This is a genomic window from Paenibacillus sanguinis 2301083 = DSM 16941 (genome assembly GCF_000374825.1).
Lineage (GTDB): Bacteria > Bacillota > Bacilli > Paenibacillales > Paenibacillaceae > Fontibacillus > Fontibacillus sanguinis.
Genome location: NZ_KB895376.1, coordinates 86265 through 107674, shown reverse-complemented (window position 1 = coordinate 107674; position 21410 = coordinate 86265). Strand labels below are relative to the sequence as shown.

The window sequence follows — 21410 nt, the reverse complement described above, 5'->3', positions numbered from 1 at the left end:
GTGTGTGTGAACTGAATTTTTACGTTCTCTTGGGAGGTCTTATCAATGAGTATGCCAACAATACCGGAAGAGCCGCATCGGCCGAATCAAGAGCAGGTCGTCAATGACCTGCTGAAATCAGTGGCTATGGAAGAAAATGCGCTTGCCCATCTGATGAACACCGAAGCTGAGAAGCTTCGCAGTTTGATGGGAGCATTGGCTGCGTTACCGGCAGTGGAGCGTAGCAACCTGTTATGCAAGCATGCCGATCAAACCATACAGCTTATGGATATGATTATTATGAAGGAATGGCTTTTGCTCCGGAAAATTGATCATACGTTGGAGTACAGTGGTTGTAGGAATGCTACTAATTCAGGCAGTACCGACCCTCAGACAAGAGTGGCAGCTACAGCAACAGGTTCAACTCTTTTTGTAGACCCCATCCAAGTCAGGACATCTTCTGGTCAGGCAAGCTCTGCATCGCAGACACTCCCTATAGATCCGGCTTTATTAAGTGATCCACTTTCTAATCGAAGTATTCTAGGTAATCCAAATCATTCAAATCATCTAAATCATCTAAATCATCTTAGTGATTCTAGTGATCCTAGTGATCCTAGTGATCCTAGTGATCCTAGTGATCCTAGTGATCCTAGTGATTCGGGTGGTTCCAGTAATCCTGCAGATGCGGAAGACTGGGGGGAAGATTGGGGAGAAGACTGGGGAGAGGCTCCAAATTGGGGGCGAGGCCGCGAGAGATGGGGGAAATCTGGGACAGGGCCCATCACTGGCTTTAGACCAGACGATGGCGGCGAACATTACTACGAGCTTGATGAACATGAGGCAGAAGATGAAGAGGAATGATTCGGAACCCGCGTTTGCTCATTCACTCCAAAATTATCAGAGTGCAGTAAAACAATTGCTGGGGCAGATTGAAGTGGGTGGATATCGCATGTCGGAGAGTGCTGTGGAAGAGAGCTTTAAGCAATTATTACGTTTAAACAAACGAATTGCGGCCGCCTTTCAGACTACGGAGAAAGATAGGAAACCTCAAACAAACAGGCAAGCAATATCGTCGGTTCAGTCTTTGGGACCACCACCAACCGTGCACACGAACCAAGCGCAGATCGAAGAGAGCAGTCAAAAGAGTAGTCAAAAGAGTAGTCAAAATTCTGTGAAGCAGAGAACAAGACGAGAAATGTCTAAGTCCAGGCGAACGGTCCAGAAAGCCAGAATGGACCGGCCCAAGTCAGCCATTCGAGGGGCACAGCCGCTTATTAACACACGTCTGGGTGTCAAGAAATGATTTTCTGGTGGAAAAGGAGGGGATGGCATGTTGCTGTCGTTGTGCATGATCGTCAAGGATGAAGCTGACAACTTGGGACGTTGTCTGAGCAGCGTCCGAGACGCAGTTGACGAAATTATCATTGTAGATACTGGGTCGACTGATAATTCAATTTCCATTGCGGAAGCTTTTGGAGCCAAGATATTTAGTTATCCTTGGAACGGAAGCTTTGCCAATGCCCGCAACTTTGGACTGGAAAAAGCAAAGGGAGACTGGATTCTCTGGATGGATGCGGATGAAGAGATGGAAGCAGGGGATGCAAATGTCCTGAGATTGGAACTACATTCCAGAAATGAGAATATACTGTTGTTGCAACTCAAGAATTATTACGGAGATGAGAAGCCCAATCCTTATCAGATGTATACGGTGGCTCATCATCGGGTATTCCGTAATCATCTCGGGTTCCATTTTACTAATCCTATACATGAACAGTTGTACTTGCCTGAGGATGAGAGGAGGGTGATTGCTTCCGGTTCCGGATTGACAACATTGCCTGTGAGTATCCACCATTACGGATACATGGATCAAGCGGTCACCGGAAAACAAAAGCACGAGCGCAATTTGAGCATGCTGCTTGAGGAAAAAGCCAAAGACAGCAGCAGCCTATGGGTGGATTACCACCTTGCCAGTGAATATTACCGAATTGGTAAATATGAGCAGGCCTTTGAGCATGTGAATCAGGCCATTGCCCAATTTCTCCATGTCCGGCAGTTGCCCCCTTCCCTTTTTTATGCCTTGAAGTATGCCATACTGATTGAAACTAAAAGCTTTACTGTAGCCGCGCAAAATTTTTGGCAAAACTTCTCAAGATTTTTGGCAAAAATGCGAAGGCTTTTCGGGGTTCCCCTTGGTAAATACGGCACGCTGAAAAATCCGTTTTCGGAGGTTGAATGTGTCGGCGTGCTTTAGGTATCCGATGTATGATTGGATCGCCGAATTCACTTCATCCAGCGACTTGTCGCCCCTCGCATATGCCCTTTGCAGAAACCTCAACCCGCCTTTGATTTTCCGCACCGTTCCCTTCCTAATCTTCCGATGCGTCCCCCAAATGCGAAACCCGCAAAACTCCACGCCTGTATGTACTGGCCGGATGGCCGTCTTGTTGTTGAGCGTCAGCCGGAGCTTATCTTCGAGGAATCTTTCGATTTCGTGCCGCGCCTGATGAAGCACCTTTTTGCTTGGGTGTAGCGCGACGATGTCGTCCATGTACCTAATATAACACTTTAGGCGAAGCTGGTGCTTCGCGAATTGATCCAGCTCGTTCAAATATAGATTAGCAAACAATTGGCTGGAGAGGTTTCCGATAGGCATTCCAATGCCCTCGATCCTTCCATGATCGAATCCATGATCACCGAGCGGAATGCCGAAATCCGTATGTTCGGAGCGCACGATTTTCTCAAGCAGCCACATCAAGTCAGGATCGGGAAGCTTTCTGCCCAGGATGGACAGCAGCACATCGTGATCCACTCTATAGAAGTATTTCGATATGTCCAGTTTAAGGTAATACGCGTTCCCGTGCTGCCGCCATAAGTGACGTATCCAGTATTGCATCCTGTCTGCTGCCTTCTGAACGCCCTTGCCTTGGCGACAGGCGTATGAATCGAATATGAACTGTCGATCCAGCAGCGGCTCGATGACGCGATATATGGCCCATTGGACGACGCGATCCTTGAACGGAAGGGCCATGATCAGCCGCTTCTTTGGTTCGTAAACATAGAATTCGCGATACCGCCCAACCTCATAGGTCTTGTGAATAAGCTCGTTCTGGATGTTGATCAAATTTTCTTCCAGGTTCCGAGTGAATTTCAACACGTCAGTTCTATAACGCTTCAGCTTCGCCGCACTTCGATAAGCGGCTTCCAGATTTTCAAATGAAACAATTTCCTTGAACAAATCGGTGTACGTCTTCAATTCGATTTCCTCCTTATCAGGGAGTATCGAGCGTGTCAGGCATACCGCTTGACTTCTCGATGTTTCATGTATTTTGCCTTTCGGCAGGGAGACGGGTCCCTTTTCCCCCGTGTACTGGATGATCCCACTTGGGGAGCAACTTCTGACTTTCGGGAAGAGCGGAGCGGAAGCCAATGTTCGTACTGGAGTTGGAGCGGGGGTTGTTCAGGTTGAGCGCGAACACCCCGGCATTAGCGCCATTGTTCCAATTGCCGCCGCGAATCGGTAGTTAACGACCCGTCCCCCAGAAAGTCATTGCTTGATGCTTCGCTGCCAGCCGCCAATCATGCGGCCAATCTCGCTAAGCATTTTTGCCCAGTTTTCATATTTCTTCAGTGGAAGGAAACCCAGGTCCTTCGCCAACCGCGTGTAGTATCGCAGCGTGTCCAGCTCGACATCCAAGTCCTGAATGGTCGTCTTCTTGTAATATCTTCGGTTGGCGGTGATCATGAGACGGATCAGACCCAGCATGCATTGCTTCGTTTCAGCGGCCAATGTATGCTTTTCCGACTTCGGATATTGCCGCAGGCAAATGTATCCGTATTGGACCATGTCATAACACTTCTGAAGGATTTTCAGTTCTTCCATTTTACACACCCTTCTATGCATAAGGGGCCTGCTATCGCAGGCCCTGGCAGATAATCAGATTGCAGATTCCAGATTACAACGAAACAAAAGCGGAGCGGAAGCCAAGGCTCGTACCGGAGTCGGAGCGGGGGTAGGACAGGTAGAGCGCGAACACCCCGGCATTAGCGCCATAGATCCAAGAGCCGCCGCGAATCGGTAGCCGCTCGCCTTCGGCATTAAACCAATACGCATCCGTTCCATAGTCCGCAGAACCGGAGCTGCTGGAAGTGGCCGGAACCGCAAGCGTTGACCAGTCCATGCTCGGCGTGTTCGGGATCGCGCCTTCACGCATCGTCAGAATGCGGTTCCCGCTGCTCATGCCGGTCGTGATATTCACGCCCGTATTCACCCATGCCGATTCCGCGTCGGTGAAGTTATTGTCCGTCATCACGTAGGCAATGCCGTCAATAATCTTCAATCCTTGCACCCATTCCCACACGTTGCCGTTCAGGTCGTAAATGCCTGCCGGTGTGTTGTCATGCGCCCAGGAAGCTGGCCCCGATCCTGTAGCGACGCGCCCCGTCCTTGTTGCATCGGACTTGTGTGTTTCCTTGCCGCGTTCATACGGGGCGGAAGTGTCTGCGCCGTAGTTATTGTTGCCGCGCGGCTGGAAGCCGTTAGCCTTGCACCACAGCGCGATGGCGGCCCATTCTGCATTCGTCATCAAGTGCCAGCCGGGTCCTTTCGCTTCGCAAGCCGATTTCGCAGTATCGTATTGAATGGATGCCCTCGGGTCCTGCCCTGGGATGGAATAGGCTCGGTTGTCATGAAGGATATTCTGGTACTTGCTGATCCAGATTTCCGACTTGACCACGCCATTCACGATGAATGCCGGGTGCGGTGTGCTTGCGCCTCCTTGGATCACATCCGAAATATTGAATCTCGGCACCATGACCATGATCGAGGGGTTTCCTTTGTCATCGTACATGACGGTATTTTTGCCGTTGGAAGCAGCCTCGACCGCCTGGCGGTAGGCGTCTTTAACACTCAAGATAAAAGGCATTATTCGCTCACCTCGTCATCATTTTCGTTTTCGCTTTCGGTCTGCTCGGCGCTGTCGTCAGCATTCGCCGGGTCATACTCTTCAGGTAAGCCCCACAAACGCAATTCGACCCGGTTCATATCCAGCGGCAGCTCGATTTCGGTCATGACTTCTTTTTCTTCCTCGTCCAGCTCGCCCGTCGGAATCAACTGACGCTGGCGGGGCGGAATAATGACGGTCGCCACATACCAGGCTCCCAAGCCGACACCCATCGTCTGAAGCTGGTTGTCCAGACAGATATTAATCACATTTTGAATCGATTGCTGACGTTCCTGAAGGTCAATCGTAACCGTCCCAACCGTCAGCGCCGTTCCCAACACACTGTAAGGGGCTTTCTGCCCTTGGGAAACTTCGGAAATGATCATTCGTTCATTCCTCCTATACTCTTGGATTGATCAAAGTCCAGATGAATACAACAACCATAGCCGATCCGGTCATTTTGACCTTGAAACCATTTTGGGTCTTGTCGTAAACGACCAGGTCGCCGACCCGTCCCAAGTCATCGGAGACAGTCGGGGTAAGGATCACATCATAGTTCGGCGTGTTGATCTGCGGCAGCCCCTTCGGACTGATTTCGATGAAGGGTTCAAACTCTCGGAAATAGCCGTTCGACTGGTTTGCTGTAATCGTGGCTTCGCCTTGGAGAACGCGTTGATTTTTAAGCTTCTCCATTTCTTGTTGCGTCGCGGCAGCGAGCTGCAAAGCCGCCAAGGCAGCCAGCCCGACGTCCAGGTGAGAGGTCAGAATGCCGCTTTCCATTCGATTGAGATTGACTTCGTTCACCGGCGTTCCGGGAACGAGGACATCGCCCGTTTGCTGGTCGATGACCCTGTCTTCCCATTCGAGCGGTTCATATGCTTCGTCACGCAAAGACATGCGTTACACCTCCTGAATTACAAACTTGAATTCCAGTAACAACCCCTTGTCAGCACTATGCTGCTGGGGATCGGTGCGCTGGGCAATCATTTCGCCCAAGGCCCCCAAAAGCCGGGCGCGGGTGACAGTGCCGTAAGGGCCTTTTGTCAGGTAGATATGCTTGCGCACCGTCGCGCCTTCCAGGAACGACCGGCGAATTCGAGCGGGGTATGTCACCCCGTCGATCTGCACGTCCGCCGAGACGATCCGCTTGTCCAGATGGTCGGCGAATTCTTGCAGAATGATCGGGTTCAGCATCTAGGCCACCTCCTCCCCGCAATGATAGACGCCGCAAGGGAAGGGGGAGCTGTAGCCCGTTGCGACGCTGTGATCAGAATAAATGTCAAAATTCCGGCGCTGGCCGTTACTTGTAACGCTCGGGCGCTCCCCGGCTTTGAAATCACCAGCTTGGGAATACTCCGCAATGCCGTTGATCGGATGGGAGACAATGGCGGCCAGCGTCTCCCGCGAAACGCAGATGTTCTCACGACCCTGAACCGGTCCGCTATACAATGTTCCCGCAGGGACGTATAGCCCGTTTCCTCGGATCAACTGGCTGCGGATCGCGACGCCCTCCTGGTGGACGAGGCCCGAAGTTGACCACGACGGCCAGCGTCCGGCCCGAGCTGTACCGGCCAGCAGCTCCATCTTGATCCGATTACGCCGGAAGTGATTGGCGTAAACCGTATAACCTGAATCCGGCTGCGCAGGAGCAACGCGGAAGGAGTATCCAAGATGCGCCGGTTTGTGTCGCTCCAGCAAGGTGATCAGCGGGCCGAAGTCGTAATCGTCAGCCTCTGAAACCAACGTGAACGGGATAACCAACCGCCCCCAAGCCAAGGAGAGCGAAGGCTCGACCGCCTGGAGAATGCGAAGCAGACTGTTCCTGCCGCGCCGCTTCCTCGCCATGATCAGCCTGCGGCGCAGCTCCGGGTCAAGGTCTTCATTCACCGGCAGCCCGTACTGTTCTTCGTATAAGCGAAGACCCCAGGTTGCCCGCTCGATGAAGTATTGCTCCAGAATCTCGTCCAGCGTAAAGTTCAGCGCATCGATCTCCGCGCCTTGCGTTTCGTACACAGCCTGCATGACCCGATCCCGGTCATATTGTCCTGGCTGCAAATAAGAAAGCATGCGGTCCTTGGCCGTCATGGATAGTCCACGCTCCCGAGCTGGGCCAGTTCATTGACTTCCAGGTAAATGTCCTGCCTGGAGCCTTCCAGCAAGATGTCGCCCATGTTATCGACGCCAGGGGCGTTGATCACGCTGGCCGCTGCCTCTTGTATTTTGATCACGCCGCCCGGATTGACGTGGAACAGGTAGGCGTTAAGCGCCGTTTCCGCATTGAGGCGGGCTTGCTCCACTGTATAGCCAGGCTCCGGCACCAGGCCGGGGATCGTAGCGCTGATATAGGTTGTCGTGGCCGTGTGGACTGTCACCCTTGATCCGGTAGGCGCAAGCCCTTCGCCGATGCCGCGACTACCGGGGTCAAGGTGTTCCTGAACCGCGTCGATGGTTGGCTGCGGAGCTGGCCGCCCGTCCAAATCCAAGATGATGACGCGGACCGTTCCTTCGCCTTGCCAAAGCGGTTCGACCAGGACATTCCCGACGCCTGGGATTTGCTTAGCCCATGCCACATAGTCCGAGATATTCCCGTCGCCTTCTTCGCGGCGGTTCTCTTCCAAGACCCGTTCGCGTAGCGTCTCGTCGTCTTCTTCATCGACGCCGCCTTCGACCGGCGCGAGGTTTGTCACTGACTTGATGCCGGGTAACGATTCGGTCAGGTGGCGGATCGCGCCGATAGGGGCGTTCCCGATCCGGCCAGCCTCAACCGCCCGGACAGCGACCCGCGCTTCGCCGTTCTGACCGGTCGTCACAGCCGCCAATGTCACGTAGATTTTGGCAGGCGTAGCTTCGGTGCTTTCGGTCGTCACCAGATAACCGGCGGGCACAGGCGAACCAGGATCACCGACGAACAAAACGTCATCCCCAGCCGTGCGGGCGTATTCTGCTGGCCGCCTTCTCACGCCGTTCTCGTCAGCCTTGTAAGTCAGATAGTCACCGAACGTCGTCTGTACGAACGCCCGGCGCAGCACTTCCTTGGCCCACTCCGACGCAAGCACCAATTCGATAGAAACCGGAGAAATCGCATCCCAAGGAATCGATCCTTCCGTTTTGTCCAAGTCGGCAGGCATCCGGTCAAGCATCCGCTGCCGGATCACTTCTTCGAGCTGGTCTTCAAGGAAAGGAGGTAAATCAGCCATTCATTCGCACCTCCAATCGTTTCGGATCGCCGATCACAGGGATGGCCGTAAATGACACCAGCAACTCGTCGCCCGACCAGGTGAAGGTGAAGTCTCGAACCATTTCCGTGCGCGGATCAACGATCAGCGCTTCTGTGATCGCTCGTTCCAGTTCCGATTCGGCTGCCTTGCGTGTCGGCTGCCGTCTCGCCGTTTCGTGTTCGCATCCGAAGTCCGGCCCATAGGCGAGATTGGCGAAGCGCAGCGTGGAGGCGGCTTTGATGCACCATTGCGCCCAGGCGGTCAGCCCGTCGGCCATCACAGCGCGGCCCGATCCGTCAATCACCACCCGGCCATTCTCGAAATCATAGAGCCAGCTTTGCGGGTATTGAACTTGGCTTTCTGCGCTGTCTTCCGCCAGCATCGGAGCATCGAATGTCGGGAATAGACTAGGCATCCGCTTGCACCACCTTGCTGACCACGACCGGATCGTCGCGCACCCATAGCACCAGGACGCGGTCGCCGGTACGAAGCGAGGGGGCGAAGCGCAGCTCCACAGATGGAATGTGACCGCCATCTTCGCCGCCAGCGAAGTCCAGCCGCGCCACCGGCGAATAGGTTGTACTCGGAACGTCTTCACCCGCCGATCCGACAGGGGATGCCGTTCGATAAATGCGCGATTCGGGCGGGATATGCGCGTCCACCATCCATTCCGCAACCAGGTATCCGCTGCGCGGGATGACCGGCCCAAACTGATCCAGCTTTAGGCCGTCGTCCGTGATCGTACCTAAATCCATCGACGGCGGGGAGGCGGTCCGTTTATCGGTCCGTCTATCAATGGATTGCCCTAGCCGGTTCACTCCTTTTCCATTCATATTGCTTCCACCTCCATCGTCATGCTGCGGTTGTCCGCATCGTGCTGGACGCCCACAACAGCAAAATAACCTTCGATAGTCCCGACCGAGGCGAAGATTTTATCCCCTCGGCGCAGGAATGGAAGGTCGGGAGCGGTCAGCGTCCGCCGTTTACGCGGAGCGCCGCGCTCTTTCAGCACTTCTTGGGCGGCTGCTTTGGCTGCCGCTACAGTGTCGTATTGTTCGCGATAAATTACGTCTTGCAGGATACCGAATTCCGTCCTGCCGTCGAGTGTGGCGACGACCGGAGCGCGTCCGGCCTTGTCTTCTTTGCCAATTATTTTGACACGCGTTACTAAATCTTCGATGTCCTGCTGGTCAGTCATCCTGCGTACCACATCCCCCACGAACCGATACACCGTCTTGTTCTGTCCCTGGCGCAAAATGTTGATCTTGCCGCCGCTCGCGCGAATGACGTACTTGCCGCCGCCGCGCTTGTGAACTTGATCCAGCACCTTATCCAGCATCGCCCCGAGGGTATCCCCTCGAAAAATTTGTTTGGACAGCGACATATCCGGCAAATCGTTCTGGCCGATGGGGATGCTCCACGCCTTTGCAATGTCCTCGATAATGACGCGGGCCTTCGTCCCGGACGGGTAATACCGGTCATCCTTGCTGCGCAGGAGATAGATCAGGATGTCGTATGCCTTGACGTCGAGAATGCCGACCGAATCGTTTTCGTATTCCCAATCGAAGATGATCCCTTGATGTATCTCTTGCCAACCGTCGCCCCAATCGGCTCGAAGCAGCGTCCTGGCTCCGAGTGGAAGCTTTTGGTGCAGCCAGCCGTCGCCCAGGCGTTGGTTCAGAATTTGAAACTGAATACTCGCCGCCAGCTCGCCGGATTGCTCCGACCAGCTCAAGCCCCTGGCGACGTTTGTTAAAGATAGCCGCTCTCCTTGAGGCAGGAGAACGGCCACGTCGTACTTGACTTTCGTAATATCGATCATGCGGCACCACCTAACCAGGCAGGCGCAACACTTGGCCGGGCTTGATCTTGTTCGGATCAGGCCCGATCAGCGCCTTGTTCAGATTGTAAATTTCCATGTACCGCGCCCCGTTGTGGAGATGTTTCTTAGCGATTCCCCACAGCGTGTCACCACGAACGACGGTATGGGTCTTGGCCTGGGCGGGCAGGGAACGAGAAGCCGAGAGAACCTTCACTTCGGCCTTGGACTTGACTTGCCCTTCAGGGTGAATCAAGATGTCCCTTGCCTGCACCAGCTCAAGCGAATAGCGCATATCCCCGTGGCCGCCTGCCCAGGTGTGTTCAAATGCCTGAATGAACACATCATGATTGAACGGCGTTTCTGTCACCAGCAGCCGCAGCTTCGTCCCGGCGTTGCGCCATGCCGATAGATCGCCAGCAATTTGACGCGGATCACGCCAGGACTTCACCAGCGAGGTGTGCTTGCGCGTCTCGCCAGGCAGCAGACCATCGAAAGTCATGCGCACCAGCATCGACCCACGCGGCAACGCGTATTCGCCCAGCTCGATAGCCTCGAATGTTTGAATGCGGGCGGAGGTGACGGCGGTTATGCTTTCCGGGTTCATGGGAAAATGCAGCCGTTTCCCGGTTGCGGTGTCTGTCAAATAAAAATCCATGCGTCCACCACCTACACACTGTTATTCGTTGATTCGTCGAGCCGGTCGGCGATTTTTCCCGCGATCTCGTCAGCAATCTCGTCGCCATGCTCCCGGATCGCATCGATCACACTTTGGCCGTCGCCGCCCTCCACGTTGATAGAGAACTGAATGCCGCCCACGTTGATGGTCAACCCTCCGCCAGCCGGAGCCATCGGGGCGATTGGCGCAAACATTGGCGCTTCCGGCGCGGATATAGCGCCGACAATACCGCCGAAGGCGTAGGGACGAACGCCCAGCATACGACCAGCGCGTTCCCAAAGGTCCAGCCCTCGGTCGCGCTTGCCAGCCGATAGCGGGATGATCGCTTCGGGGCCAGCTTCGCCGACCAGCCCGATATGCGGCGTCGTCACAAAGCCGCCGCGAGCGTAAGCCTTCGCACCGGCTGCCGCCTGCTGACCGGCTTCCTTGCCCTCACTGAAGGCGCTGCTCACTTTGCCCCAGAAGTTGCCCCACTTGCCTTTGATATTCTCCCAGGCGTTAGAGGCCCAGCCTTCGACCGCCGACCATTTACCTTGCCACCACTCGCCATTAAACAGCGTACTGCCAATGGCTTCACGTGTGTTGTTCCAGATGTCTTTCGCGCCTTCCCAGGTGTCCGCCGCCCAATCCTGGACGCCTTGCCACTTCTCGGCCCACCACTCACCGTTGAAGATGGTGGATTCAATGGCCGCGACGGCGTTGTTCCATGTTTCTTTCGACCGTTCCCAGGAGGCATTCGACCAGGCTTCGACAGCAGCCCACTTTTCGCCCCACCATTCGCCGTTGAACAGGGTATCGCCGATATACCCGACAGCGAAGCCCACGCCCTTGGCGATAGCTTGCGGGCCGGTATCGGAAATCCACGTCCACGTCGCATTCGCGCCGTCTTTCAGCGACGGCCACAAGGTCGATTTGAACCAGCGAGATATATCTTCGCCCTTGCTCCCGATCCAGTCGCCTATCGCACCGCCGCCCAGGCCGCCAAGAATGCCGCCGATTAATCCACCGACAGCAGTTCCCAGCCCCGGAACGACAGAACCGATAGCGGCACCGCCAGCAGCTCCGGCAGCGAAGCCGCCCCAGCCCCCAACCGTTCCGCCGATAGCTATGTTCCGTTCGGTCCCAGCTTCAGCGGACGCGATGTTCGCCACATCCAAACCGACAGACAGCGGGATCGCCACCTTGCCGACAGTTCGCGACAGGAAGCCAAGACCTCGACCGCCACCGCCTTTTGGAAGCAACTTTTGCCACCAGCTTGTTTTCGGAGCCGGTGCGGAAGCGAAAGCCTTCTCCAGCTCATTGAAGCGTCCGAGCTGTCCGGCGTTGGACATGCGGACGATCTCGTCGCGGCTGTAGGTACGATCCAGCGGGATGTTATCCCAAAATTTTGTTCCCGCCGGGCGATAGTTCTGTGGGATTCTTGCCGCCGGTCCCGCTGCCGCCTGGGGCGGTGTAGCAGGAGTCTTGGAGCCTCCGAACCAGCGTTGATGCCACGGAGCGCTAGACGTCGCCTCGGCTGCTGTTGTAGCACTCTTGGAAAACCAGCGTTTATACCAAGGCGTTCGCGTGGCCGTCTCGGCTGCTGTCGCGGTCGTTCGGGTCGTTGCGGCGGTCGTGGCTGCTGTTGTGGCTGCTTCGGCGGTAGAACCACCCCTTAACCATCTTCTGACTGTTTGCCCCGCCTTGAGTGGCCCTTTCAGAATTTTCACCGCTTTACCGATCAGCCAAGCATCCATCGCCAGGGCTAACATCTGGCCCACGCCGCTGCTTGTTTCGCCACCTAGCCAAGTCGGTTGCAAATTCAGGAACGCCTCTTTTGCTTTTTCCGCAATTTGCTTGGCGTCGAAAGCTTCCAGGAATGCCGTCAGAAAGGAACGGCCTGCTGAAGCTCCTGCTTCAATGAATGGTGATTCGCTTACCTTGGCTTCCGTTTCGCTGCCCATACCGAATAGGCCAAGCAGCACACTATTCAGACCAGCGCCGAGAGCGCCGCCGATGTTCGAGGCGATGGCGTCTATTTGTCCCTTTCCGCCACCGGCCCACCAACTCGCAAAGGGTTCGCTGATGATCTTGTTCCAGGCGATTTTTACCTTGCCGAATAGGTCAGCGTTCTGAAATTGCTTGTCATTGAATAGCTCCCGCAGCCTTCGCGAAATGTTTTGAATGCGGTCCACGAAGAAGCGGGAGAAGCGAGCTGCCATTCGCTCTGCCTGATCACCCATTGCGGCAATCAGTTTCGGGTTTTCCCTGCGCCATTGTCGGAAGGCTTGCAGAAGCGGCGTGATCCCATCCGCCAAGCCTTGGCCCCAGCGCTTGACAAAGGTATTATTGAAAAATGATTTGACCCCCAGCAGTAGGTTGGCGAGATTGTCGGACATCTTCAGCATCATGCCGTCATAGCGTTGGAACTCTTTGACCGCAAGCGCCCATTTCTTGTTGATTTCCATCGGGGCTTCGGCCAACGCTTCAAGCCGGTTTCTGGCGTCACCGTCAATCGCGCCCATTTCTTGCAGGCGGGACGTTTCTTCGCCGACCTTCCTTCCGGCCTTCATGCTGTCGTATAAACGGCCCATCCATAAAGCGGTGTTAGCAAGATCGTTTTGGGTAGCAGATGCGATGTCTCCGACCATCCGCAACCCTTCGCCTTGGGATAACACTCCTTTGGTGAAAACCTCTAAGATGCGGCTTGCCTCAAAAATTTCATCCCGCGCAAATGGTGTTTGTCCGGCAAAATCGATCAATTCGGCAACGCGCTGCTTCGCCGCATCCGCGCTTCCGAGTAAGACTTCAAAGGCTGTTTCGATTGATTGCTGCTGGATAACCATTTTAATCGGCAGCACAATTGTTCCCGCCGTTCCGGCCCCAATTCCTAGTATGCCGAGCGCTGAATTCATTCCGCGCATGATAGCTCTGAACGGGGATGTCGCTAAGTCGAGGACGCGAACCGTTAAGCGGTAGCTTCCACTAGCGATACGGCGGGCTGTTGCCCCAATGCGTTGAATGACAATGGATGCCCGATCCAGCACATGAACCGCGAGTTGCCAGCGAGTGCGGTTCATCTTGTCCAACCTTTTTTGAGTGCGGTCTGCTGTTTGATCAAACCGACTGACTTTCTTTTCCACATTCGATAAGGCTGGTTCGCTTTGATCTTCGACCGTGACCGGTATTTCAATGCGATATACTTCTTCTGCCACCAGCGATCACCCCTTTTTGCCTTGCTTTGCTAAGAGTGCGCGGCGTTCTTCGGCCTCGGCTTCCAGCGCCACCTTCGTGGAGACAAGACAAAAAAGCCGCTCACCTTCGGGCAGCTTTAGTATTTCACTCGGGAGTTTCCCCTGGCGCTGGAATATATGATGCAGGAGGGTCGCTTGCCCTCCCGCTTGTATTAGTTTTTTATGACGTCTTCGGCCTCTTCGCCTTCATCGTCCAGGTCGTAACCGGAAAGCCTGTCGATCTGTTCGATGACCGCTTCCTTTTCGCCCGGCAGCAAGACTTTATCGATAAGCTGCACACCACTAAGCACATTGAGCTGATCCCAGGCCGCTTTGTTGTTCCAGACCTTTTTCTGATCTTCGGGAACGGTGGCTTCGTAGATCAGGAAGGAACGGTAACGAGCGGCGTCTGTGTCCTCGGGCATCTTGATGCCGCCCAGGCGCCGGTTCTTCTTGTATTTCGTCGCCTTGTCGCGGCAAGCGTTGTATTCCTCTTCCGACAGCGGGCGGATCGAGAAGCGGAAGAACACTTTGCCTTTGCGAGCGATTTCAATGACCTTGCGTTCTTGCTGGGTATCCGTTGCCGCTTCCAGCAGTCCGCGCAGGATGTCAGTTTCGTTGTCGAGCAGTTCTTCCTTTGCAATCGGTTCTTTTCCTTTAACTTCACTCATGGCATAAGCCCTCCTAAATGGTTTGGTTTGATGGAAGCGCCCCAGGCTGGCCCAGGGCGCAATGAATTATCGACTTGCGCGAAGAATGCCGGTGAAGTTGAATACCGCGTCCGGCGCTTGGGAGCGCAAGCTGTCCACCAGCTTCTTGAGCAGGATGCCGTCACGAATGACGGTTTCCGTGAACGTCAGCGTCATGCTGTAGCTTTGCATGATCCCCCAGGTATGTTTCTGCCCGGCAGGCTGATAGTCCGAGTTGGTCACGCTGATCTGCGCTTGCCACGTATTGACTTCGGCGAGGAACGTGCCGTCCCCGTCGTACAGCTCGCCGGAATAACCGCGCGAAATGTTGCGGAAGTCCAGCACGCCGTAGTCAAGCATTTGCTGGATGTCAGGCGGGCTGTTAACCCGGAAGGACCAAGCGCGTTGAACAATCTCGCCGACCTGGATGTTTGCGACGTCAATGGAGCCATCGGGAACGCAATCCCTGAAAATATACCTTGCATCTTGTGCCATTGCTGTTTAAGCCTCCTTATGCCGTTTGCGGCGAGAATTGGAACCCGAAGTCCATATACAGCTTTTCGATGCTGTCGAGGTCCACCAGGTCCGTAAACTGGAACCAAGCCGAATCGCCTTGCGGCGGGTTGGCCGGGTCCACGATCAGTTGCCCGCTTTCCAGGCCGCCCTCGCGAATCATGGTTTGAATGATCCCGTTGGCGATTGTTATGACGAAGGCGCGGCCATCTTCATTGTTGTTCCATTTGCCGAGGTACGGGTGGAGCGTCAGCACAACCCGGTCGATCAATTCAAACCGGGTGCGCGTCCGGCGGATTTTCTTCCAACCTTCATCCTCGTCGGCCAGCAGCGTGACTTTGGTGTTAATGCCATAGTCGATTTGTGCGAGGCCGTCGGGGTTGAGCGAGAAGGTCAGCATGCCGCTTTGAATCGCTTCTTTGTACTGCGTGTTCGTCAACTCGCCAACGATGCCAATCGAACCGGTGATCGGAACGTGGGTCAGGCTCGCATTGTAGGCGCTGGAAGCAATGACCCCGGCCACGCGGGCCGCAGCCTTCGCGCCTTCGAGCGGGCCAGTCGTCGTTTCAAATCCGTTGCCAACGTAGACGATGGCAAAGTCGTTATAGGACCGGGCATTCGTCTTACGCGTCGCGAACGGGATGCTGGTCGGTTCGCCGACAACACCGATGATCCGCCCGCCGCCTTCGGAGAGCATCCGCTTCACGAAGGACTGGAGGGAAGCATGAACGCCCACATCCTCGGAATCAACGACAACCACATCGAAGAACTTGCGTTCCAGCAGCACAAAGGCATCGGCATAGTCTTCGCCGGTGACGGTTGGAGCTGCGCCACCGGCCAGCGCTTCATCCAACAGCGTGTCAATCTCGCCGCTACCGTCAGCCAACTTCGTGGCTGTAAGGTATCGGCTGTTTGCGTTGATCGCAGCGACAAGCCGATTCGGCTCGTCTGCTCCTTTTTCAAACGTCAGCCGCTCCAGTTGCCGGGTGTTTTCGTGAAGCAGCAGCTCGCGCATGGCCGGGTCCTCCAGCGAATCCCGGATCGTCGCCGTGATTGCCCTTGTCGTCGGGTACTTCGTGAGTAGTCGCACGACTTTGACCGGTGTGGCTGCGGTATCCTCCAGTTCCAGTTGCGCCGGGCTGCCGCCGCTGCCGACGCGAACGGCCAGGACGGTACTTGCTCCGCCGGAGAAGATTTCCCGGACGCAATCCGGGCCGTCTCCGCTGCCCAGCTTTCCGGATATATCGCCGGGCGTTTCCACCGTGATCACTTCGCCGAGCGGACCCCAATTGGCTTTGACGGCGGCGGCGGCGACCCCAACCGTACCCGTCACCACACGAGCGCCGCCCGCATTGTGCCAGCGGACGTAGACGTCCGGTCTGACTTTCTGTTCACCTAAGATAAAAGTTTCGCCTGGCATTTCTTACACCTGCCTTTTCTTGAAATCTTGAATTGCCCGTTCCACTTCAGCGCGGGTCAGGGCGGACTTATCCACCCGGCGCAGCGCTCCGGCCATCACGTCAGGGGAGACGTCAAATCCGGCGGCTGCGGCCATAATTTCCTGCTTGCTGTAGGTGGCTTCAGGCTTCGCTTTTTTCGTCGTTTTGACTTCTTTGGCTTCTGCCATATTAAGCACCTCCGTTAATGTTGATCTGATTCAGCAGTGGTGCGGATGGGCTTGTCCGAAGCACTCCGAACCGCACATCGAGGGCGATTTGTCCCGTGCGGAATGCGTCCATCGAGCTGTCCGCATTCACCCGCTGAATCATCATGCGCGACTGGTCCAGCATAGTGATCTGGCCGTCAAGCGCAAGCTGCCTCACTGTTCGCTCCAGCCAAGTATTGCGGGCCGGGACGCGGGGGACGAGCATATGACCGCGCATCGTTGCGTCGATCCATGCGCCCCAGGGCATGGTCTGAACGCTGCGGATCGTCGCGATCCGCCAATAGAGAGCGGGCGCATCGTCGGACGGATTCCAGCTTCGCGGGTCCGTCTGCATGGCCGGGAACCGATTTGCCGTCCAGGCTGACAACGCCGATGCGGGATCTGGCTCGACCGGATCATGCAGCAGCCAACCAAGGGAAAATACCTCAAATTGGATACCGCGTGTGATCGCGTCAAACTTTTCGTCCAGCATGTCGGCGCTGGTCGATCCGGTAAACCGACACAAGATCGCTTCGCCGGTTACATCGTCCTGAAGAAGTCGGTGATCCAGCGCGTCAATCGCAGCCGCGACTAGGGCGTCCACATGCTTGAATTGTGTGTGCGCCACATACGGCCAAACCTCGATCATGGTGCTGATCCCGGCCCAATCGTTTTCGTCGGACTCGGAACCTTTGGTCATGACCAAGTAAGGCTTTTCTTCGTCCGCTGCCGCCGCGTCCGTCTCATACACTCGCCCGGCGATGTCGGGGATATGGTCAATGAGCTGCTGACGGATCAGTCCGCGCATCATGAATCCCTCCAGACATCACGCACCGCCTTGCGCAGCGTGCCGACATGGCGTTGTACCGTCGGCTTGATGATCGGCCTCGGCTTCATCCCTTTGACAGACCCAGCAATCACATATTTGCCGCCGCCGACCGGGAAGCGGAGTGCCTTTTTATTTGTCGGAACGATCTTACGTTTCTTGGGGCCGTACAGACCGGTACCCATTTCGAGATAAAGGCCGGAGCGCATCGTGTGCGCTAAATACACAACGGCCATTCTGTCCTCGCCATTTCGGCGAACGTCAGCTCCGCCCTGGATGCCTTGCCGAGTATGTCCGGTTCGATCCTCCCAGGATGCCTTTTGTTTCGCGTCACCCTCCATGATTTTGCCGACCTGCTTGGCAACAAGCAGCGTCGCCACCTTCCGGCGTTCGATCTTCGCCCGGACTTTATCTAAAGGAGGCATATCACCTCACCCTTTCCAGCTCGGCCACGTATCCGCATATTTCGTTTTGGACGATCTGCGGATGGACGGAGGTAATCCGAAAATGCCCATGCGGATAGGCGTCGAATTCCTGCGTTACGTCCGGGCCACTCGGCAGATTGGCCGTATAGTCGGCGAGCAGCGAATACGTGTCGCTGACTTCCTTTCGGCCAGCCCGTTCCGAAACGGTATCGGCCTTGAGCGGACGCGATCCAACGAACACGCGAACGGTCAACGGGCCGATCTGCGACTTGACTTCTTCAAAGCCGCCGCCCGCCTTGACGCGCTGTGTGACGCGAATCGTGACCTCCGTTGGGTTTTGTCGGATATTCCATCCGATGTGCGCCTTCCGAACGGCTGCGTCGATCATCACAACACCCCTGGCCGTTTGACGTTGAACATGAAACTGCCTGTCGCATTAGGTGCGGGCGCTTCCGCCATGCCGTCAAATGTTTCGGCCATCTTGAGCGCTGCGGCCAGCGCCTTGGATAGATCGACCCGTTCGTATTGTTCCGCACCCGTCTGATAGGACGCGATGTCGCCGAGCCGTTTTTGAATTTTTGCCGCTTTTCGCCGCCAACCTTCGGCGGCGGCGGCATACAGGTTTGACGCCGACTGGATCAGCCGGTCCAGCCGGGCGTCGGTGAAGGCGGTGTCCTGATCGGTGCCGCCCTCGGGGATTTCCTCGTCGAGCAGCTCGCGCAGCTCTTCGCGTATGTCTGCCGTCGGCGTCATGTGCAACCCTCCCACGACAAAGAGAGCCGAGTTCGCCCGGCTCCTTTGCCAATTATTTTGATAATTCCGGTTATTGCAGCGCGATTTCCTGGACGTTTTCCTCAATCGCAGCATACACGCCGCGATAAGCGTAACCAACCATTTGCGCTTGCACCAAGCGCGTCAAATCGCCCTGCGTTGTCTCGATCTGCAAGTCGCGTTTCAGCAGCTCCTTGAAGCCGCGTTTCGGGCGGATCAGGTACGCCTTGCCAGGCGCGACGCCCGGATAGCTATGTTCCTTTTTCCCGACTGTGACCGAGTAGCCATCATAGTAGATGACCGTCGTAACGCCGCTGATCGCCGCGTAAGTTGTTCCATTATGCGTGAAGCCTTTCAGCGCCGTTTCAATGGCGGTCTGATCTGCGCTGTTGGCAAGCAAGACGCTGCCCTGACGCTTAGCTGTACCTGCCGCGCTGCGGGCGGCATCCAGCGTCCGCCAGATGGACACCCAACGCTCTTCACCGTCCTTACCCTGGAACGCCGTTTTGTTCGCCGGTTTGTACGAGAACGAAACGATGGGGGAAAGGTGGATATGGTTCAGCAACGAGTTGTAGCCTTCGCCCATGCCCCGGTTGAGAATGTCAATTTCAAATGTCCGGTTGAAATCAATCATCTGCTTCGTGTACTCGAAGCCCGCGCTGTACGTCACGACCCGAGCGGTTGGGCCTTGCTCGGCGCGGACGGAACCGAACTTCACTTCCTGGCCTTCCATATGCTCGGCAAAGATCACCGTACCGGATAACGCCCATTTCGCGTCCAGCAGCTCCGGCAAGTTCGGATCGGAAACCAGCTCATAGATTTCCTTATACAGCAGCGGCACCTTCTCGCGGCCCAGCTCCACATCGAGCGTTACCTTGCCCAGCAGCTCTTTGAAACTTTCGGCGCTGCCCAGCGAGAGCATTTCGCCCACTGGCTTGGACCAGCGCGGAATCGACATTTCGCCGTTGACGATCTTCTTGATCGCCTCGAAGCGTTGGCCGTCCAGCACAAACGGCACGCGGCTTTCAATGGTGCCCTGACGGCGCTTGGCTTTCTCGCCTTCAAACGATATAACCTTGAACATAGATGTTTACCCTCCTTATGCCTGCGGACCGAGCAGGAACCAAATGACGTTGTTCGCGTCTTTACCGTTGGTCACGCGGCCGACAAGCCGGTTATCCGTCTCGGTTTCGGTGAATTTTTTAGTCGTGGCGTTCCAGTAAAGGGGAGTCCCCTTCGCGAACGCCTGGCTGGTGCTGATCTGATCTGTCTCGTATTCCGCTTGCTCAACGGTCAGGACGATGTCTTTCGTCTCGCCTGCCGCCGTCGTTGCCGATTGCATCGCCAGGCCGAAAAATCCGTCCAGCAATGCCCATTCGCCAGCCGTGACGGTCGTGTTTTCCGGCACCGTGACGGTGACGGATTTGCCGTCGCTGACTTTCGACCGCGACAGCTCATGCACCGTAACCGGCACCGGACTTCCTTGGTATCTCGTATCCATTGCGTTTCCCTCCTTGGGTTCGTGTTAGATCGGGACGCTATCCGTCTGGACGGCGGCGTTCCCGGACTGTGCGCGGTTGTCAACGGCGGTTCCGCCGATGAAGGCCGGAGTGTCCACTGACACGCGGTTGATCATTGCCTTGATCGATTCGTCAGCCAGCAAGCTGTCAATCTCGCCGACAATCGCTTCCTTCGTTTGACCTTCCTTCGGCGTGATCATCTTCGCGATCAGGTTTTGCGCCATTTCTCCCGCAACCTTCTCGCGCACCGCGTCTTTCACTTCTTGGCCGAGTGCAGCCTGCTGGCTCTCCTTGAACGCCTTTCCGGCTTGCTCCGCGCTTGCCAGCAATTGACCGTCATCGGTTACGCCGAGCGCTTGCTTCACCTTCTCCAGCAGCTCCAGCTTGGAAGCTGTATCGGCATCCAGCGCGGCGATCACTTCTTGCAAGGTCGCTTTGCCTTCGGCCAGCGCGGCCTTGAGCTGCGCAATCAATTCTTTCCAATCCATCGTTTCGTTTCCTCCTTCGTCGATTTCGTCCATCTCGCCCAGGGCCACAATCCGCGTCGGCATACCGGAGCGGTCGAGCGGCGTCCAGTCTATGGACAGCGGTTTATAGTCGATCACCTCGGTTTCCCCGGCGACCGTTTGGAGCTTGGGCATCCCGAAGATGCTGACTTGCTTAATCCTTCCAGCGCGAATCCATCGCTTCAAATCCTGCGCCGCCGCATCGACCACGCCACGAAAATAAGCCCGCGTTCCTTCCATCCGTGCCCCCACCCAATGCGTGACGGGCGGGTCAAACTTGTTCGCGACTTCGTCGGCCTTTTGATGCCCGAGGAAACCGGACAACGTATCCCGATTGACGTGATCGACAATTGCCTTCAAGCTCTCGGGCTTGTAATTCCAGCCTCTTGTCGATTTGCCCGCCGGGACTTCGACCACGACTTCGAGCGGGTCTTCGTCGCCGGACTTAATCGCTTCAAGGTTGACGCCAGGAGCGAGGGGGATGTCCTGCGGCTTCATTTCGCCGGTGATCGACGCGGGAAGCAAAATGAGTTTGTTTTTCGCCTTTGCCATTGTTTTATCACCTCCTTATCAGGGTCAACCTGTTCAGATGCCCCGCAGACCCCGTTATAACGCGTTATAACGGGGGTGTAGCCTGTCCGGCATAGATTCGGACGGTAAAATCCACC

The 21410-nt window shown here is 55.9% G+C and carries 27 protein-coding genes; 3 read left to right on the top strand and 24 right to left on the bottom strand.

The genetic code is table 11. The annotated features are described in order from the left end of the window. Positions 1-45 precede the first annotated feature (45 nt). Entirely contained in the window at positions 46-840 is a 795-nt protein-coding gene (locus C557_RS25230) for an alpha-helical endospore appendage domain-containing protein (RefSeq protein WP_018749873.1), read from the top strand. Positions 841-1309: 469 nt separating this feature from the next. Continuing rightward, positions 1310-2230, top strand: coding sequence for a glycosyltransferase family 2 protein (locus C557_RS24315; protein WP_083930058.1), 921 nt, complete (start codon positions 1310-1312; stop codon positions 2228-2230). On the opposite strand, the gene C557_RS0100600 is transcribed toward C557_RS24315, so the two are convergent. After that, positions 2126-3232 (bottom strand): RNA-directed DNA polymerase, encoded by a 1107-nt coding sequence (locus tag C557_RS0100600; RefSeq protein WP_018749870.1) that lies wholly within the window; start codon positions 3230-3232, stop codon positions 2126-2128. The genes C557_RS24315 and C557_RS0100600 overlap by 105 nt on opposite strands. Before the next feature lie 109 nt (positions 3233-3341). On the opposite strand from C557_RS0100600, the gene C557_RS24770 reads away from it, so the two are divergent. Further along, complete coding sequence (locus C557_RS24770) at positions 3342-3500, top strand: hypothetical protein (RefSeq protein ID WP_154656096.1); 159 nt, start codon at positions 3342-3344, stop codon at positions 3498-3500. Positions 3501-3523: 23 nt separating this feature from the next. On the opposite strand, the gene avd is transcribed toward C557_RS24770, so the two are convergent. The 23 genes from avd to C557_RS22745 all read right to left on the bottom strand — a co-directional run bounded on the left by avd (position 3524) and on the right by C557_RS22745 (position 21294). Further along, positions 3524-3859 (bottom strand): diversity-generating retroelement protein Avd, encoded by a 336-nt coding sequence (gene avd / locus C557_RS0100590; protein ID WP_018749868.1) that lies wholly within the window; start codon positions 3857-3859, stop codon positions 3524-3526. Positions 3860-3932: 73 nt separating this feature from the next. Continuing rightward, complete coding sequence (locus C557_RS0100585) at positions 3933-4901, bottom strand: SUMF1/EgtB/PvdO family nonheme iron enzyme (RefSeq protein WP_018749867.1); 969 nt, start codon at positions 4899-4901, stop codon at positions 3933-3935. Continuing rightward, the gene (locus C557_RS0100580) at positions 4901-5305 is read right to left on the bottom strand and encodes a hypothetical protein (RefSeq protein WP_018749866.1); all 405 of its coding nucleotides are present in this window, start codon (positions 5303-5305) and stop codon (positions 4901-4903) included. The genes C557_RS0100585 and C557_RS0100580 overlap by 1 nt, the downstream gene beginning before the upstream one ends. 13 nt (positions 5306-5318) lie before the next feature. After that, entirely contained in the window at positions 5319-5816 is a 498-nt protein-coding gene (locus tag C557_RS0100575) for a hypothetical protein (protein WP_018749865.1), read from the bottom strand. Positions 5817-5819: 3 nt separating this feature from the next. Next, positions 5820-6113, bottom strand: a complete 294-nt coding sequence (locus C557_RS0100570; protein WP_018749864.1) for a hypothetical protein — start codon at positions 6111-6113, stop codon at positions 5820-5822. Next, positions 6114-6986 carry a putative phage tail protein gene (locus tag C557_RS0100565; RefSeq protein ID WP_240472895.1) on the bottom strand — a complete coding sequence of 291 codons (873 nt, stop codon included), beginning with the start codon at positions 6984-6986 and terminating at the stop codon, positions 6114-6116. Positions 6987-7000: 14 nt separating this feature from the next. Beyond that, positions 7001-8116 carry a baseplate J/gp47 family protein gene (locus C557_RS0100560; protein ID WP_018749862.1) on the bottom strand — a complete coding sequence of 372 codons (1116 nt, stop codon included), beginning with the start codon at positions 8114-8116 and terminating at the stop codon, positions 7001-7003. Continuing rightward, on the bottom strand, positions 8109-8552 hold the full coding sequence (locus tag C557_RS0100555; RefSeq protein WP_018749861.1) for a DUF2634 domain-containing protein: 444 nt from the start codon (positions 8550-8552) through the stop codon (positions 8109-8111). The genes C557_RS0100560 and C557_RS0100555 overlap by 8 nt, the downstream gene beginning before the upstream one ends. Then, positions 8545-8970: a hypothetical protein gene (locus C557_RS0100550; RefSeq protein WP_018749860.1), complete on the bottom strand. Its 426-nt coding sequence runs from the start codon at positions 8968-8970 to the stop codon at positions 8545-8547. Before C557_RS0100550 ends, C557_RS0100555 begins: the two co-directional genes overlap by 8 nt. Continuing rightward, positions 8967-9959, bottom strand: coding sequence for an XkdQ/YqbQ family protein (locus tag C557_RS0100545; protein WP_018749859.1), 993 nt, complete (start codon positions 9957-9959; stop codon positions 8967-8969). The genes C557_RS0100550 and C557_RS0100545 overlap by 4 nt, the downstream gene beginning before the upstream one ends. Before the next feature lie 10 nt (positions 9960-9969). Next, positions 9970-10614 (bottom strand): LysM peptidoglycan-binding domain-containing protein, encoded by a 645-nt coding sequence (locus C557_RS0100540; protein WP_018749858.1) that lies wholly within the window; start codon positions 10612-10614, stop codon positions 9970-9972. 11 nt (positions 10615-10625) lie between these two features. Next, positions 10626-12857: a hypothetical protein gene (locus tag C557_RS0100535; RefSeq protein ID WP_240472894.1), complete on the bottom strand. Its 2232-nt coding sequence runs from the start codon at positions 12855-12857 to the stop codon at positions 10626-10628. Between the two features lie 1163 nt (positions 12858-14020). Continuing rightward, entirely contained in the window at positions 14021-14518 is a 498-nt protein-coding gene (locus C557_RS0100530) for a phage tail assembly chaperone (RefSeq protein ID WP_018749856.1), read from the bottom strand. Positions 14519-14584: 66 nt separating this feature from the next. Then, positions 14585-15031 carry a hypothetical protein gene (locus tag C557_RS0100525; protein WP_018749855.1) on the bottom strand — a complete coding sequence of 149 codons (447 nt, stop codon included), beginning with the start codon at positions 15029-15031 and terminating at the stop codon, positions 14585-14587. A gap of 16 nt (positions 15032-15047) precedes the next feature. Continuing rightward, entirely contained in the window at positions 15048-16469 is a 1422-nt protein-coding gene (locus C557_RS0100520) for a phage tail sheath subtilisin-like domain-containing protein (protein WP_018749854.1), read from the bottom strand. Positions 16470-16472: 3 nt separating this feature from the next. Continuing rightward, complete coding sequence (locus C557_RS0100515; RefSeq protein ID WP_018749853.1) at positions 16473-16676, bottom strand: YqzN/YkzM domain-containing protein; 204 nt, start codon at positions 16674-16676, stop codon at positions 16473-16475. Position 16677: 1 nt separating this feature from the next. After that, a complete protein-coding gene (locus C557_RS0100510) occupies positions 16678-17505 on the bottom strand; it encodes a 3'-phosphoadenosine 5'-phosphosulfate sulfotransferase (protein ID WP_240472893.1) in 828 nt (275 codons plus the stop codon). Continuing rightward, entirely contained in the window at positions 17502-17945 is a 444-nt protein-coding gene (locus C557_RS0100505; RefSeq protein WP_018749851.1) for a hypothetical protein, read from the bottom strand. Before C557_RS0100505 ends, C557_RS0100510 begins: the two co-directional genes overlap by 4 nt. A gap of 1 nt (position 17946) precedes the next feature. Continuing rightward, the gene (locus C557_RS0100500) at positions 17947-18333 is read right to left on the bottom strand and encodes a hypothetical protein (RefSeq protein WP_018749850.1); all 387 of its coding nucleotides are present in this window, start codon (positions 18331-18333) and stop codon (positions 17947-17949) included. Then, entirely contained in the window at positions 18333-18698 is a 366-nt protein-coding gene (locus C557_RS0100495) for a hypothetical protein (RefSeq protein ID WP_018749849.1), read from the bottom strand. The genes C557_RS0100500 and C557_RS0100495 overlap by 1 nt, the downstream gene beginning before the upstream one ends. 70 nt (positions 18699-18768) lie before the next feature. Continuing rightward, positions 18769-19800 (bottom strand): phage major capsid protein, encoded by a 1032-nt coding sequence (locus C557_RS0100490; RefSeq protein ID WP_018749848.1) that lies wholly within the window; start codon positions 19798-19800, stop codon positions 18769-18771. A 15-nt stretch (positions 19801-19815) separates the two neighbouring features. Further along, complete coding sequence (locus tag C557_RS0100485; RefSeq protein ID WP_018749847.1) at positions 19816-20217, bottom strand: DUF2190 family protein; 402 nt, start codon at positions 20215-20217, stop codon at positions 19816-19818. 24 nt (positions 20218-20241) lie between these two features. Then, the gene (locus C557_RS22745; protein WP_018749846.1) at positions 20242-21294 is read right to left on the bottom strand and encodes a hypothetical protein; all 1053 of its coding nucleotides are present in this window, start codon (positions 21292-21294) and stop codon (positions 20242-20244) included. Positions 21295-21410 lie beyond the last annotated feature (116 nt).